The sequence below is a fragment of the Paracoccus sp. Z118 genome (assembly GCF_019061185.1).
Taxonomy (GTDB): domain Bacteria; phylum Pseudomonadota; class Alphaproteobacteria; order Rhodobacterales; family Rhodobacteraceae; genus Paracoccus.
Genome location: NZ_JAHQZU010000001.1, coordinates 274,796 through 288,744 on the forward strand (window position 1 = coordinate 274,796; position 13,949 = coordinate 288,744).

Below are 13,949 nucleotides of genomic sequence, written 5' to 3' on the forward strand. Positions count from 1 at the left end.
GACCAGCGCTGCCCGGCGCAGGCTCACGTCAGCCGCCCGGCGCGCAGATGCACCCGCCGGTCGCAAAGCCCGGCGAGCGGCAGCGAATGCGTCACCAGCACCAGCGCGCTGCCCCGCCGGCGCACCAGCGCCAGCATCGCCTGCGCCACGGCATCGCCCGTCGCCTCGTCCAGATTGCCGGTCGGCTCGTCCGCCAGCACCAGCGGCGGATCGCCGGCTAGCGCCCGGCCGATGGCGACACGCTGCTGCTGGCCGCCGGATAGCTGCTCGGGGTAGCGGTCCATCAAGGGCGAAAGGCCCAACTCCTCGGCCAGCGCCCGCACCCGGGCCGGGTCGTGCCGCCCGGCCAGCCGCGCCTGAAAGGCCAGGTTGGCGGCGACGGTCAGCGAGGGGATCAGGTTGAACTGCTGGAAGATCATCCCGACGTGATCGCGCCGCAGCGCCGCGCGGGCGCGGTCGGGGGCGGTCCGCAGATCGGTGCCCAGAACCGTCAGCGCCCCCTCATCTGCGGCATCCAGCCCGCCGATCAGATGCAGCAGGGTGCTTTTCCCGCTGCCCGATTCGCCCGTGATCGCTACGCTTTCCCCGCGCCGGACGGTCAGGTCCACGCCGCGCAGCACGGGAACCTCGCCGGCGGGGGAGCGATAGGATTTGACCAGCCCTTCGGCCGTCGCGACCCGATGGTCAGCGGAACTGCTTGGCAAGCTTCAGACCCTGCCCCTGATAATTGGAGGCGATGCCCGCCCCGTAAAGCCGCTCGGGCGGCGACTGCATCCGTTCATAAAGCAAACGTCCCACGACCTGCCCGTGTTCCAGCGCGAACGGCGCCTCGTGGCAGCGGACCTCCAGCACGCCGCGCGCGCCCTGGCCCGCCGCGCCGTGGCCGAAGCCGGGATCGAAGAAGCCCGCGTAATGCACCCGGAACTCGCCCACCATCGCCAGATAGGGCGACATCTCGGCGGCGTGGTCCGGGGGGATCGTCACCGCCTCGCGGCTGACGAGGATGTAGAATGCGCCGGGATCGAGGATCAGCGGCCCGCCCGCGCCGCGCAGCTCGTCCCAGAAATCGCGCGCGTCATAGGCGCCGATCCGGTCCAGATCGACGACGCCGGTATGCGGACGGGCGCGGTAGCCGACCAGATCGCCCTGCGCGGGCTTGAGGTCCACCGAGAAGCCGAGGCCGCCGTCGATCAGCGCGGGGCCGCCGCTCACCAGCGGGGTGCGGGCGTGCAGCGCGCTCAGGGCGTCGTCGTCCAGCACCGCATGGCCGGCCCGCAGGCGAAGCTGGTTCAGCCGCATTCCGGGGCGGACGAGGACGGAAAAGCTGCGGGGGCAGATCTCGGCGTAAAGCGGGCCGTCATAGGCTTCGGGCAGGCGGTCGAACTCGGTCCCGTCATCGGTGACGAGCCGCGTCAGCAGGTCCAGCCGCCCGGTCGAGGACTTGGCGTTCGCCACCCCATCGACGCCGCACGGCAGGGCGATCCGCTCGGCCAGCGGGACCAGATAGACGCAGCCCTTTTCCAGCACCGCGCCGCCGGTCAGGTCCATGCGGTGCATCTCGAAATCGGCGAGCCGGTCGCGGACCGTGCGGCCCTTGCCGGTCAGGAACGAGGCGCGGATGCGCCACGCGAAGTTTCCCAGCCGCAGGTCGAGGCTTGCGGGCTGCACCTGGTCGGCGGCGATGGGGGAATCCGCGGAAATCGCGCCCGCGTCGATCAGGCGCTGGAGGTCCCGGTCAGGTAGAACGCCGGCCATAACCCCTCCGCCTTGATCGAATATGCGAACGCCCGCCACGAAGGGCGGGCGTTTTCGTGATGGTCGGGCCGGCGAGATTCGAACTCGCGGCCTTCCGCCCCCCAGACGGACGCGCTAACCAGACTGCGCCACGGCCCGACGCCGGCCATATAGATCGAAGCGTTCGGGCTGCACAAGGGGATGCGTGCGGAAAACTGTCGGCTTTCACGGCGCGCTGCGCGTCATCCCAGGATGGGCGGCGCGGAGCCGGGCGGCCAGCGCCTGCGCCTCGGGCGGAAGGGGCTCGGCGCGGGTCCGAAGCTGGCCCGCGATGCGGGTGAGCCGGGCGAGCCATGTGGCTGCTGCGGAATCGGGTGCGAGGTCCGGGAACAGCGGAAGTTCGGCCGTGGGCGTTGCGTCGGCCTTGCGGGCGCGGGGGGCAGGCTTCGGCCGTGCGGCCGCCGTGGCCTTGCCGTCCACCGGGGTCGGTTCGGCACCGTCCGCCGCCTGGAGCCGCCTCTCGCCCCGCGCGCGCAGATCGGCGCCCCGGTCCATCGACAGCAGCCGCTTGGCGCCGCGGATAGTCAGCCCTTCCTCGCGCAGCACCTCGCAGAGCCCGGCGGCCAGATGGACGTCGTCCGGCCGGTAATAGCGGCGGCCATCGGCGCGCTTGACGGGGGAAAGCTGGGGGAACTGCGCTTCCCAGTAGCGCAGGACATGGGGGGCGACGCCGACCATCTGGGCGACCTCTCCGATCGAGCGGAAGGCGTCGGGGGCCTTGGTCATGCCCGGCGTTTGTTGCCCGCCGAGACGCGTTCCTTCATCAGGTGCGAGGGGCGGAAGGACAGGACCCGGCGAGGGGTGATCGGCACCTCTTCGCCGGTCTTGGGGTTGCGGCCGATGCGGGCGTTCTTGTCGCGCACCGAGAAGGTGCCGAAGGACGAGATCTTCACCTGCTCGCCCCGCACCAGCGCGTCCGAGATGTGGTCGAGCACGCTTTCGACCATCTGCGCCGATTCATGCCGCGACAGGCCCACTTCGCGGAACACGGCTTCGGCCAGATCCATGCGGGTGACGGTCTTATCGCTCATCGGGAATGCCTTTCGGATTGGGGCAGAATGCGGCCTCGCGGGGTGCGAGTCAACGGCCCCAGCAAAGGCTTCGTTCCGCGCCCTGCTGAAAACGCAGCATTTTTGCGGGAACGCCGCTTGGCAATGCCGCGCCCGCGCCCCACATTGCAACCGACGCATGACAGGAGGCCGGGAGATGGCGGGGGGTTGGGCGCAGGACGGCGCAGTGAACGAACAGATCGAAGTCAGCACGCAGGAGGCGCTGGCGCGGGCGCGCGGCCGGCAGCCGACCGGCGAATCCCTGCGCGAATGCGCGGATTGCGGCGAGCCGATCCCCGAGCCGCGCCGCGTGGCGCTGCCCGGCGTCAAGCTGTGCATCGACTGCCAGGAGGAACGCGACCGGGCGCGGAAGCCCGCTGCGGGGATCAACCGGCGCGCGTCGAAGGACAGCCAGTTGAAGTGATCCGTAGGTGAGGCCGGGGCAGGGTGGCGCGGCGGATTCGCGCCCTCAAGCCGGCGCAGGGCTTACCAGCGCAGGACGACGCTGCCCCAGCTCAGGCCGCCGCCGATCGCCTCGGTCACGACCACGTCGCCTTCCTGGAACCGCCCGTCGCGGTCGGCCACCGACAGCGCCAGCGGGATCGAGGCAGCCGAGGTGTTGCCGTGATCCGCGACCGTCAGCACGACCTTTTCCATCGGCAACTGCATCTTCTGCGCGGTGGCAGCGATGATCCGCAGGTTGGCCTGATGCGGCACCAGCCAGTCCACGTCGCCCGCCGACAGCCCGGCCTTGTCCAGCGCCCGGTGGGCGGTGTCAGCCAGCTTCTCGACCGCGTGGCGGAAGACGAGATTGCCCTTCATCCGCAGGAAGCCCGCCGTGCCGGTGGAGCTGACGCCGCCATCGACATGCAGGATGTCCTTGTAGCGCCCGTCGCTGTTGAGGTCGGTGGAGAGTATCCCGCGATCATCGGTGGTGCCGTCGCCCTCCATCGCCTCCAGCACCACGGCCCCGGCACCGTCGCCGAAGAGGACGCAGGTGCCGCGGTCGGTCCAGTCCATGATCCGGCTGAAGGTCTCGGCCCCGATGACCAGCACCCGGTCGGCCTGACCGGACCGGATCAGACCATCGGCATTGGACAGCGCGAAGACGAACCCCGCGCAGACCGCCTGCACGTCGAAGGCGAAGCCGCGCGTCATGCCCAAGCCCGCCTGCACCATCGTCGCCACGGACGGGAAGGTGAAATCGGGGGTCGAGGTGGCCAGGACGATCGCGTCGATGTCGTCGGGCTGCATCCCCGCATCCTCGATCGCCGCGCGGGCGGCGAGGATGGCGAGATCGCTGGTGCGCTGGTCGTCGGCGGCGAAGTGGCGTCGTTCGATCCCGGTGCGCGAGCGGATCCAGTCGTCCGAGGTGTCCAGCGTCTGCGCGAAATGCTCGTTCTCGACCACGCGCTCGGGCAGGTAATGGCCGGTGCCGCGCACGACGGCGCGGCGGACCTTGGCGGTTACGGGCGCGGCGGGCGAGAGGGTGTCGTTCACGATGCGACTCCGGCTGTGGGGGGCGCGGCGTCGTCCGTCTTTGCGGCGGCGCTTTCGGCGCTGGCCTGCGCGACGCGCGCCGCCACGCGGTCATGGAAGCCCGACCGGGCCAGCTTGAAGGCCAGCTTGATCGCGGCGGAGACGCCGGTGGCATCCGCCGAGCCGTGCGATTTCACGACGATCCCGTTCAGCCCCAGGAACAGCCCGCCATTCACCCGGCGCGGGTCGATGCGCTTTTGCAGGCGCTTGAGCGAGGTCATCGCCAGAAGGGCTGCGAACTTGGACATGACGGAGTTGCGGAACGCCTCTTTCAGGAAGTCGCCCACCAGCTTGGCCGTGCCTTCGCCGGTCTTCAATGCGATGTTGCCCGTGAACCCGTCCGTGACGATCACATCCACGCGTGCGCCCATGATGTCGCCGCCCTCGACGAAGCCGCGATAGTCGAAGCCGCCGACCTCTGCCGCCGCGCCGATCAGCTCATGCGCCTGCCGCAGCTCAGCACGGCCCTTGTGCTCTTCGGTGCCGACATTCAGCATCCCGACGCGCGGGCGTTCGACCCCGAGGCCGTTGCGGGCATAGCTCGCGCCCATCATCGCAAATTGCAGCAGGTCCGGCGCGTCGGCGCGGATATCGGCGCCGCAGTCCAGCACCACGTTGAACCCCTGCGGGTTGCGCGAGGGCCAGAGGGCGGCGATGGCGGGGCGGTTCACGCCGGGCAGCTTGCGCAGCCGCAGCATCGACAGCGCCATCAGCGCGCCGGTGTTGCCGCAGCTCACGGCCACGGTCGCCTCGCCCGCGCGCACCGATTCGACCGTGGACCACATCGAGGTGTCCTGCGCGCTGCGGATCACCTGGGCGGGCTTGGCGTCCATCGTCACAACGCCGGGGGCGTGGCGGATGTCGCAGCGCTCGGCCAAGCCCTTGCGGCGGCCGATCAGGCGGCGCAGCTCGTCCTCGGGTCCGTGGACGATGAAGCGGATCTCGGGGTTCTTCTCGGCGCTGGCGGCGATGCCGGCGACGACGGTGGCCGGTCCGCGGTCGCCGCCCATGGCATCGACGGAAATCACCACGCTGCCGGGCCCTTCAGCCCCGCGCGCCGGTTCCGTCATGCCAGAGTTGACCATTTCGACCCGCCGCTAGCCGTTGAACATTGCCGGAAGGGGCTGCCCCCGTCCGGTTCAGGCCGCGTCGTCGTCGAGATCGATGCTCGCCTGGGCGACGACCTCGCGGTCGGCATAATGGCCGCACGAGGGGCAGACATGGTGCGGGCGCTTCAGCTCGCCGCAGCTGGGGCATTCGTTGGGGTTGCCGGCGACCAGCGCGTCGTGCGAACGGCGCATGTTGCGGCGGGACCGGGTAACTCGGTTCTGGGGGACGGCCATTGGCGTAACCTTATGACTTGGGCAAGGGGCGCACGCATCGGGCCCGCTCGGGTTGGGAATCGAACCGCGCAGATACGGCACAATCGTCCGACGATCAAGGGACAAAGCCGCAACGGCGCCGCATCCGGCCATCAGGACGGGGGTTTTCCGGCCAGAAGATCGGCGAGGCCGGAGAACGGCTTGCGGGTTTCCTCGGCCTCTTCGGCCTCGCCCGCTGCTTCGGCGGGTGGGTCCAGTTCCGCATCCGGGCTGCGGGGGTATTCGGGCAGGGCGAGCGACAGCGCCTCGATCATCACCGCGCCCGCGTCGATGGACTGGCCCAGCGGCTCGACATCGGCGTCGGGCATCTCGACCTCCTCGCCCTCGGGCGTGGTGGCGTAGGGCGTCCAGACGCGGCGGATTTCCTCGTCCAGCGCCGTTTCCACGGGGTTCAGCGTCACCCCGCAGGGCTGGACGACGCGGGCGGTCAGGCGGCCGATCAGCTCCCACGCGCCATGCGGGGCGGGGGAAATGCTCGCCGCCATCCGCAGCGCGGGAAGGTCCAGCAGATCCAGTTCGGCGGCGATGGCGGCGCGCTGGCCTGCGTCCGGCGCCAGCGTCAGTTCGGTGGGCGAGCGGGGGTTCAGCTGCGAGACCCGCAGGCGGTGGGTGAAGGGATCGGCGACGGACATCGGGGGCCTTTCCGGCGGTGGGTCCGCCGTGTGAATCGGGGGCTGGCGGAGGGGCAGGCGGCGTCTTGCCGCCGGGTTTCGGCGCATCCCCATCTAATGACGCGACATTCTTGAGCGTTCGGGATGAGTTTGCTAAGCGTTGCCCGCGCAGTCAACATCGCGCAGGAACTTGCAGCGCGAAGCGACGGCGCGAAGTGGAAGGCGAGGAACCGCATGACGACATCCCGGCGACGGTTCATCGCCCTTGCCCTGGCGCTTCCCGCAAGCGCCGCGCTGGCCGGCTGTGTGCGCCAGTATCGCAACCACGGCTATGTCCCGCCCGAACTCGACCTTGCGCAGGTCGTGGTCGGCCAGACCCGTCAGGATGAACTGGAAGGGCTGATCGGCCGCCCCGGCGCGACCGGGGTGCTGACCGGCTCGGCCTGGTATTACGTCGGCTCGCGCTGGGAACATTACGGCCCCCGCGAGCCGCGCGAGATCGACCGGCAGGTCGTCGCCATCAGCTTCGACGAGGCGGGCACCGTCTCCAACGTCGAACGGTTCGGGCTGGAGCGTGGCCGCGTCGTCGCGCTGTCGCGGCGCGTGACGGAGACCAACGTGCAGGGCATCGGCCTGATCGGTCAGTTGCTGGGCAGCGTCGGCAATATCGACCCGAGCGCCATCATTCCCAACGACTGACACCGGGGAGCGGCCGACACGGGGGCGCCTGCCCCCGCGCCGCGGCGGAGTTCAGGCCGCGTCCGGCACGAAGCGCAGCGCCACGCCGTTGATGCAGTAGCGCTGGCCGGTGGGCGGCGGCCCGTCGGGGAACACATGGCCCAGATGCGCGTCGCAGCGGTGGCAGCGGACCTCGGTGCGGATCATGCCGTGGCTCGCGTCCCGATGCTCGTCGATCTGCCCGCCCGCGCGCGAGAAGCTCGGCCAGCCGCAATGGCTCTCGAACTTCTGGTCGCCATCGAACAGCCGGGCGTCGCAGCAGACGCAGGCATAATGGCCGGACGCGCGCTCCGCCTCGGGGAAACCGGGATGCGAGAAGGGGCGTTCGGTTCCCGCATGGCGTGTGACGCGGTAAGCCTCGGGGTCGAGCATCTCGCGCCATTCGGCATCGCTTCGCGTTATCTTTTCTGTCATCAGGCACCTATATATCTCTGCCATTGAAGATAGGGCCGCGCCCGCCTGCGACAAGATGCGGGCGGCCCGGACGAAGCCGAGGGCGCGGACGCTCGCCTTGCGCGGGCAGGTTTCCACGGATGCCGGAGCGGCAGATGGGGCTATAGGAATGCTGGCACTTCTGAAAGGACGTTACCGGGTCCGGCTTGCCGAAGGCGCGGGCGATCTGCAGGCTGCGCAGCGGCTGCGCTGGCTGGCCTTCATCGGCCGCGGCAGCGACAGCGCCGGGCTGGACGCCGACGAGTTCGATGCGATCTGCCAGCACGCGCTGGTCGAGGAGACGCGCAGCGGCCAGCTCGTCGCCTGCTTCCGCATCTTGCCGTTTGCCAGCGGGGCCGAGATCGGGCGCAGCTATTCGGCCCAGCATTACGGTCTGTCGAAGCTCGGCGCCTTTCCCGGCCGGATGGCCGAGATCGGCCGCTTCTGCATCCATCCCGAGCATCACGATCCCGATATCCTCCGCGTCGCCTGGGGTGCGGTGACGCGATATGTCGATCAGAACGGGATCGAGCTGCTGTTCGGCTGCTCGTCGTTCACCGGGACCGAGCCTTCGGGCTATGAGGACGCCTTTGCCATGCTGCGCCAGCGGCACCTCGCCCCGGATCGCTGGCTGCCGCGCATCAAGGCGCCCGACGTGTTCCGCTTCGGCCGCCTGCTGCGCCGCCGGACCCCGGATGCCCGCGCCGCGATGGCGGCGATGCCGCCCTTGCTGCGGACCTATCTGCTGATGGGCGGCTGGGTCAGCGATCACGCGGTGGTGGACCGCGAGCTGAACACGCTGCATGTCTTCACCGGGCTGGAAATCCGCGCGATTCCGCCCGCGCGTGCAAAGCTGCTGCGGTTGGTGGCGGGATAGGGCGGCTTGCGCCCGCCCCCTCGCGGCCCTAGAACCCCGTGTTCCCTTGCGCGAGGCTGCGATGACCGGCTTTTCCTTCACCCTGAACGCCACCGACGGCAAGGCGAGGGCGGGCGTCATCCAGACCCCGCGCGGCGAGATCCGCACCCCCGCCTTCATGCCGGTGGGCACCGCCGCGACCGTCAAGGCGATGCTGCCTGAATCGGTCCGTGCGACCGGGGCCGACATCCTGCTGGGCAACACCTATCACCTGATGCTGCGCCCCGGCGCCGAGCGGATCGCCAAGCTGGGCGGGCTGCACCGCTTCATGAACTGGCAGCGCCCGATCCTCACCGATTCGGGCGGCTTCCAGGTGATGAGCCTCGCCGATCTGCGCAAGCTGACCGAGGAGGGCGTGACCTTCGCCAGCCATATCGACGGCTCGCGCCATTTCCTGTCGCCCGAGACCAGCATGGAAATTCAGCGGCTGCTGGGCTCGGACATCGTGATGGCGTTCGACGAATGCCCCGCGCTGCCGGCCACGCATGAGCGGCAGGCCGAGGCGATGCGGCTGTCGATGCGATGGGCGCAGCGATCGCGCGACGCCTTCGGCGACCGGCCGGGACATGCGCTGTTCGGCATCATGCAGGGCGGGGTGGAGCGTGATCTGCGCGAGGAAAGCGCCCAGGCGCTGCGCGGCATCGGCTTCGACGGCTACGCCATCGGCGGCCTTGCCGTGGGCGAGGGGCAGGAGGCGATGTTCGGCGTCCTCGACTACGCACCCGACCTGCTGCCAAAGGACAAGCCGCGCTATCTGATGGGCGTGGGCAAGCCCGACGACATCGTGGGTGCCGTCCAGCGCGGGGTGGACATGATGGATTGCGTGCTGCCCTCGCGTTCGGGCCGCACCGGGCAGGCCTTCACCCGCCACGGCGTCGTCAACATCAAGAACGCCCGTCACGCCGAGGACCCGCGCGGGCTGGACCCGGACTGCACCTGTCCGGCCTGCTCGGGTTACAGCCGCGCTTATCTGCACCATGTCTTCCGCTCGGGCGAGATCATCGCCTCGATGCTGATGACCTGGCACAACCTGCATTATTTTCAGGAGATCATGCAGGGGATGCGGGACGCCATCGCCACCGGTTCGCTGGACGCATGGGTCGGTGAGTTCCACGCGCAACGCGCCGCCGGAGACCTGCCCCCGCTCTGAGCGAATATCTGGCGCAGACGCGGTTTGTCCCCTAAAGCGCGACGATGGCGGACGAACCGCCGATCCGAAAGGCTTTCATGGCGTCCCAAGACATCCGAACCATCACCACCACGCAGGAACTCGCCGCGTTCTGCGAACTGGCCAAGGCCCAGCCCTACGTCACGCTGGACACCGAGTTCCTGCGCGAGCGGACCTATTATTCCAAGCTCTGCCTGATCCAGATGGCGCTGCCCCCCGCATCCGGCCCAAAGGCCGAGGGCGGGCCCGCCGTGCTGGTCGATCCGCTGGTCGCAGACCTGTCGCTGGAGCCGCTTTACGATCTGTTCCGCCATACCGCGACGGTCAAGGTGTTCCACGCCGCCCGGCAGGATCTGGAGATCTTCTTCCACGACGCCGCCGTCTTCCCCGATCCGCTGTTCGACACCCAGGTCGCCGCGATGGTCTGCGGCTTCGGCGAGCAGGCCGGGTATGAGACGCTGGTGCGCAAGATCACGCGCGAGAACCTCGACAAGTCGTCGCGCTTCACGGACTGGTCGCGCCGCCCGCTGTCAGACGCGCAGGCGGCCTATGCGCTGGCCGACGTGACCCATCTGCGGGCGATCTACGAATTTCTGGCGGCGCAGTTGAAGAAGACCGGCCGCGAGTCCTGGGTGGCCGAAGAGGCCGCCGTGCTGGTCGATCCCGAAACCTACATCGTGCGCCCGGATGAGGCATGGGAGCGGGTCCGCACCCGCTCGGGCTCGCCGCGCTTTCTGGCGGTGGTGCGGGAGCTGGCGAAGTTCCGCGAGATCTACGCCCAGACCCGCGACGTGCCGCGCAGCCGCGTCTTCAAGGACGACGCGCTGATCGAACTCGCCTCGACCAAGCCGCTGACCGAGGAAGACCTCGGCCGCTCGCGCCTGCTGCTGCGCGAGGCGCGGCGGGGCGACATCGCGCAGGGCATTCTCGCCGCCGTGAAGGCCGGGATGGAGGTCAAGGACCCGCCGAAACCTGCACCGGAGCCCGAGGGCAAGCCCGGCAACGCGGCGCTGGCCGACCTGTTGCGGGTGCTGCTGAAGGCCAAGGCCGACGCGGCCGGGGTTGCGCCCAAGCTGATCGCCTCGTCCTCCGATCTGGACGCCATCGCCTCGGGCGGGCGCGATCTGCCGGCGCTGCATGGTTGGCGGGCCGAGGTCTTCGGCAACGACGCGCTGCGTCTGGCGCAGGGCAGCATCGCCCTGTCGGCGGGCGGCGGCGCGGTGAAGGTCGTGCCGGTGGGGTGATCCGGTCGGCGGCCCGGATGCGCGGCCCGTCAGCCCGCTCGCCATGGGGTCCGCCAGCGCCGGCCTGGCCGCAGGTCCAGAAGCAATGCCGTAGGATGTGAGACGGGTGGGGATATGATCTCCGCTTGCCGTGCTTCCCTTCTGGAAAGTGCAGGGACGTTCGTTGATAGTCGGGGCGAGCGACGGGGCGCTGTCACTGAAAGCCAGCCTCAGCGCGGAATCACGATCTCCGCCCGCAGGCCACCGAACCGCTTGCCATCCCCCAGCCGCAACTGCCCGCCATGCGCGCGGGCCACATCGGCGGCAATCGACAGGCCAAGCCCGACACCGCCGCCGCGATCCTGATTGCGGGCGGGGTCGAGCCGGGTGAACGGCCGCACCGCCTCTTCGCGCCGGGCGGCCGGGATGCCCGGCCCGTCATCCTCGACCGAGATGCGGAAGCTTTTCGTGCCGATCGCCGCCTCGACCTCGGCGCGGGTGCCGTAGCGCACGGCGTTGCCGATCAGGTTCTCGACCGCGCGGCGCAGCATGTCGGTGCGGAACGTCGCCTCGGCGCGGGCATCGCCCTCCAGCCGCGCCAGCGTCACGTTCTGTCCGGCGCGGCGGGCATCGCCCACCACCCCCTGCACGAAGGGCAAAGCGGGCTGGGGCAGGGCGGCGCTGTCCATCGCGTCGTGGCGGGCGTGGTCGAGGAATCCGTCCACCAGCCGCTTCATCTCGGCCACGTCGCGTTCCATGTCCTCGATCTCGGACGGCTCGGGCGGCAGATCGGACGACAGCATCGACAGGCTCAGCTTCAGCCGCGTCAGCGGCGTGCGCAGGTCGTGGCCGACCCCCGACAGCATCAGCTTGCGCTGCTCGTTCTGCCGCTCCAGCCGGTTGCGCATGTCGAGAAACGCCGCGCCCGCGCTGCGCACCTCCGCCGCGCCGGCAGGGCGATAGGGAACGATCCGCCCGCGGCCGAACGCCTCTGCCGCCCGCGCCAGCCGCTGGATCGGCCGCAACTGGTTGCGCAGGAAGATCGCCGCGATGCCCGTCATCAGCAGCGACGTTCCCAGCAGCAGCACCAGAAGCTGGTGCGGGTTCGCCGCGCTCACCCGGCGGCGCGAGAACTCCATCAGCAAGGGTGGATCGCCCGCCATCGAGACGCGCACCTCCCGCAGGTCCGACAGGTCCACGCCCGTCACCGCCGGAAGCTGCTCGCGCAGCCGGGCGATCACCACCCGGCCCGAGAAGTCGATGAACTCCCGCCGGTCCTGCACGGGCTCGGCCGGGACGGTCAGTTCGATCTCCAGCGGCGCGGCGATCCCTTGCGCCGAGGCCAGCGCCTCGGGCGTCTGTCCGCCGACGCGGTCCGCCACCAGCGCGAGTTCGCGGACCATCGTGTCGGTCATCTGCCGCGTCACATCCTCGAAATGGCGCTGCAGGAACATGATGGTGACGACCACCGAGACGACCACCACCGGCAGGAACAGGATCAGCGCCGCCCGCCCGTAAAGCCCGCGCGGCATCAGTCGTTTCAGCCAGCCGAAATCCATGGCAACCCCTTCCGCAAGCGGCTAGCCTAAGCCCATGAGCGATGCGGCGAAAGAGCGGGTCGTGCTGGCCCCGAACCCCTCGGCCCTGACCGGACCGGGGACCAACACCTTCCTGCTGGGCACCCGCGAGGTCGCCGTGATCGACCCCGGCCCCGACATCGAATCGCACCTTGCAGCGGTCATGGCCTCGGCCGCCGGGGCGGACGGGCGGGGGCGCGTCACCCATATCTTCGTCACCCACGCGCATCTGGACCACAGCGAAGGGGCGCGGCGACTCGCCTCGATGACTGGCGCGCCGCTGCTGGCTTACGGCGATGCCGAGGCGGGCCGCTCGCCCGCGATGAACCGGCTGGCGGGGCAGGGCGGGCTGGCCGAGGGCGAGGGCATCGACCGCGCCTTCGCCCCCGACCTGCTGCTGACCGACGGCGCCGTGGTCGAGACGGAGGAGTGGCGCCTGACCGCCATCCACACCCCCGGCCACATGGGCAATCACCTGAGCTTCGCCTGGGGCGAGACCGTCTTCAGCGGCGACGTGGTGATGAACTGGTCCACGACGCTGATCTCCCCGCCCGAGGGGGATCTGGCCGATTATTTCCGCACCCTCGACCGCCTCGCCGCCACCGGCGCCCGCCGCCTGCTGCCCGCCCATGGCGGCGCGGTGGAAGACGTGCCCGGGCGCCTCGGGGAGCTGGGCGCCCACCGCCGCACCCGCACCGCCCAGATCCTCGCCGCGCTGCGCGAGGCGCCGGGAAGCGCCGACACCCTCGCCGCCCGCATCTACGACATCCCCCCGCACCTGCTGCCTGCCGCCGCGCGGAGCGTGCTGTCCCACCTCCTGTCCCTTCACGACCTCGGCGCGGTCCACGCGGATCGAGAGGAACTGGTGCGGGCGACCTGGCATCTCGCCTGACGCGCCGGGGATCAGATTTTTGTCGCATCCCCTCTGGACGCCCCCCAAACCCGGTGCTACATCGCCCCCGTGTTCCGGCGTAGCTCAGCGGTAGAGCAGTTGACTGTTAATCAATTGGTCGTAGGTTCGATCCCTACCGCCGGAGCCAAAATCCAAATAGTTTCAAGGCATTAGCGCACCTGCGTGGACGGTGTTCAGGTTGCGTTTGGGGCATGTCACCGGATTTGTCACCTATCTCACCTCTACGGCTGTCCGCGAGCGAATCAAGCGGAAGCTGGCAGAGCGCCTGCAAAATCCCCGCGTTGAAGCGGACAGGCTCAGTGGGCAGCGTAACCGCTACAAGATCAAGCTGAAGTCGCCCGGCATTCGCTTGGTGTATCAGGTCGAAGATCAGGACCTTCGGTAACGGGGTCGTCTTGGTCAAGCAGTTTGAGCATGCGAGGCGAGCCGCTGAGGTGCGGCCTGTGTTTGCCTTTCATCCCATCCTGCTGTTGCCGCGGCCTTCGTCTGAGATCCCACCGGGTGCATGCTTCGGTCCGTGGTCGGCGCGTTGGCCGCCAACATGATGCTGGTTCAATGCAATTCCGATGTGCCCATCTCATTGGCGTGCTCGACAAAGAGCGGCAAC

The 13,949-nt window shown here is 69.6% G+C and carries 16 protein-coding genes and 2 tRNA genes; 7 read left to right on the forward strand and 11 right to left on the reverse strand.

Annotated features, from left to right (window positions below; all coding sequences use genetic code 11):
* Positions 1-23: 23 nt before the first annotated feature.
* From KTN05_RS01400 to ihfA, 5 genes are all read right to left on the reverse strand, one after another.
* A complete protein-coding gene (locus KTN05_RS01400) occupies positions 24-704 on the reverse strand; it encodes an ABC transporter ATP-binding protein (RefSeq protein ID WP_217327565.1) in 681 nt (226 codons plus the stop codon).
* Positions 685-1,755: a 2'-deoxycytidine 5'-triphosphate deaminase gene (locus KTN05_RS01405; protein ID WP_217327566.1), complete on the reverse strand. Its 1,071-nt coding sequence runs from the start codon at positions 1,753-1,755 to the stop codon at positions 685-687. Before KTN05_RS01405 ends, KTN05_RS01400 begins: the two co-directional genes overlap by 20 nt.
* A 60-nt stretch (positions 1,756-1,815) precedes the next feature.
* A tRNA-Pro gene (locus tag KTN05_RS01410) sits at positions 1,816-1,893 on the reverse strand.
* Positions 1,894-1,959: 66 nt separating this feature from the next.
* On the reverse strand, positions 1,960-2,520 hold the full coding sequence (locus KTN05_RS01415; protein ID WP_217327567.1) for a MerR family transcriptional regulator: 561 nt from the start codon (positions 2,518-2,520) through the stop codon (positions 1,960-1,962).
* Positions 2,517-2,825 (reverse strand): integration host factor subunit alpha, encoded by a 309-nt coding sequence (ihfA, locus tag KTN05_RS01420; RefSeq protein ID WP_217327568.1) that lies wholly within the window; start codon positions 2,823-2,825, stop codon positions 2,517-2,519. The genes KTN05_RS01415 and ihfA overlap by 4 nt, the downstream gene beginning before the upstream one ends.
* Before the next feature lie 175 nt (positions 2,826-3,000).
* On the opposite strand from ihfA, the gene KTN05_RS01425 reads away from it, so the two are divergent.
* Positions 3,001-3,267, forward strand: coding sequence for a DksA/TraR family C4-type zinc finger protein (locus KTN05_RS01425; protein WP_217327608.1), 267 nt, complete (start codon positions 3,001-3,003; stop codon positions 3,265-3,267).
* A 62-nt stretch (positions 3,268-3,329) separates the two neighbouring features.
* On the opposite strand, the gene KTN05_RS01430 is transcribed toward KTN05_RS01425, so the two are convergent.
* The 4 genes from KTN05_RS01430 to KTN05_RS01445 all read right to left on the reverse strand — a co-directional run bounded on the left by KTN05_RS01430 (position 3,330) and on the right by KTN05_RS01445 (position 6,396).
* Positions 3,330-4,343, reverse strand: a complete 1,014-nt coding sequence (locus KTN05_RS01430; protein WP_217327569.1) for a beta-ketoacyl-ACP synthase III — start codon at positions 4,341-4,343, stop codon at positions 3,330-3,332.
* Complete coding sequence (plsX, locus tag KTN05_RS01435) at positions 4,340-5,467, reverse strand: phosphate acyltransferase PlsX (protein ID WP_217327570.1); 1,128 nt, start codon at positions 5,465-5,467, stop codon at positions 4,340-4,342. Before plsX ends, KTN05_RS01430 begins: the two co-directional genes overlap by 4 nt.
* Positions 5,468-5,521: 54 nt before the next feature.
* Positions 5,522-5,725 (reverse strand): 50S ribosomal protein L32, encoded by a 204-nt coding sequence (gene rpmF, locus KTN05_RS01440; RefSeq protein ID WP_217327571.1) that lies wholly within the window; start codon positions 5,723-5,725, stop codon positions 5,522-5,524.
* Between the two features lie 131 nt (positions 5,726-5,856).
* On the reverse strand, positions 5,857-6,396 hold the full coding sequence (locus KTN05_RS01445) for a DUF177 domain-containing protein (protein WP_217327572.1): 540 nt from the start codon (positions 6,394-6,396) through the stop codon (positions 5,857-5,859).
* A gap of 213 nt (positions 6,397-6,609) precedes the next feature.
* Between KTN05_RS01445 and KTN05_RS01450 the strand changes: the two genes are divergently transcribed.
* The gene (locus KTN05_RS01450; RefSeq protein ID WP_217327573.1) at positions 6,610-7,074 is read left to right on the forward strand and encodes an outer membrane protein assembly factor BamE; all 465 of its coding nucleotides are present in this window, start codon (positions 6,610-6,612) and stop codon (positions 7,072-7,074) included.
* Between the two features lie 51 nt (positions 7,075-7,125).
* On the opposite strand, the gene msrB is transcribed toward KTN05_RS01450, so the two are convergent.
* Positions 7,126-7,527 carry a peptide-methionine (R)-S-oxide reductase MsrB gene (msrB, locus tag KTN05_RS01455; RefSeq protein WP_217327574.1) on the reverse strand — a complete coding sequence of 134 codons (402 nt, stop codon included), beginning with the start codon at positions 7,525-7,527 and terminating at the stop codon, positions 7,126-7,128.
* Positions 7,528-7,675: 148 nt separating this feature from the next.
* Here msrB and KTN05_RS01460 point away from each other — a divergent pair, with 148 nt between their 5' ends.
* The 3 genes from KTN05_RS01460 to rnd all read left to right on the forward strand — a co-directional run bounded on the left by KTN05_RS01460 (position 7,676) and on the right by rnd (position 10,873).
* Positions 7,676-8,422 carry a GNAT family N-acetyltransferase gene (locus tag KTN05_RS01460; RefSeq protein WP_217327575.1) on the forward strand — a complete coding sequence of 249 codons (747 nt, stop codon included), beginning with the start codon at positions 7,676-7,678 and terminating at the stop codon, positions 8,420-8,422.
* Between the two features lie 61 nt (positions 8,423-8,483).
* Complete coding sequence (gene tgt, locus KTN05_RS01465; RefSeq protein WP_217327576.1) at positions 8,484-9,611, forward strand: tRNA guanosine(34) transglycosylase Tgt; 1,128 nt, start codon at positions 8,484-8,486, stop codon at positions 9,609-9,611.
* Positions 9,612-9,703: 92 nt separating this feature from the next.
* Positions 9,704-10,873 (forward strand): ribonuclease D, encoded by a 1,170-nt coding sequence (rnd, locus tag KTN05_RS01470; protein ID WP_217327609.1) that lies wholly within the window; start codon positions 9,704-9,706, stop codon positions 10,871-10,873.
* Between the two features lie 209 nt (positions 10,874-11,082).
* On the opposite strand, the gene KTN05_RS01475 is transcribed toward rnd, so the two are convergent.
* Positions 11,083-12,411, reverse strand: a complete 1,329-nt coding sequence (locus KTN05_RS01475; protein WP_217327577.1) for an ATP-binding protein — start codon at positions 12,409-12,411, stop codon at positions 11,083-11,085.
* Between the two features lie 34 nt (positions 12,412-12,445).
* On the opposite strand from KTN05_RS01475, the gene KTN05_RS01480 reads away from it, so the two are divergent.
* Together KTN05_RS01480 and KTN05_RS01485 are read left to right on the forward strand one after the other, a co-directional pair.
* On the forward strand, positions 12,446-13,321 hold the full coding sequence (locus KTN05_RS01480) for an MBL fold metallo-hydrolase (protein ID WP_217327578.1): 876 nt from the start codon (positions 12,446-12,448) through the stop codon (positions 13,319-13,321).
* Positions 13,322-13,394: 73 nt separating this feature from the next.
* Positions 13,395-13,469: transfer RNA gene (locus KTN05_RS01485), tRNA-Asn, on the forward strand.
* Positions 13,470-13,949: the final 480 nt, after the last annotated feature.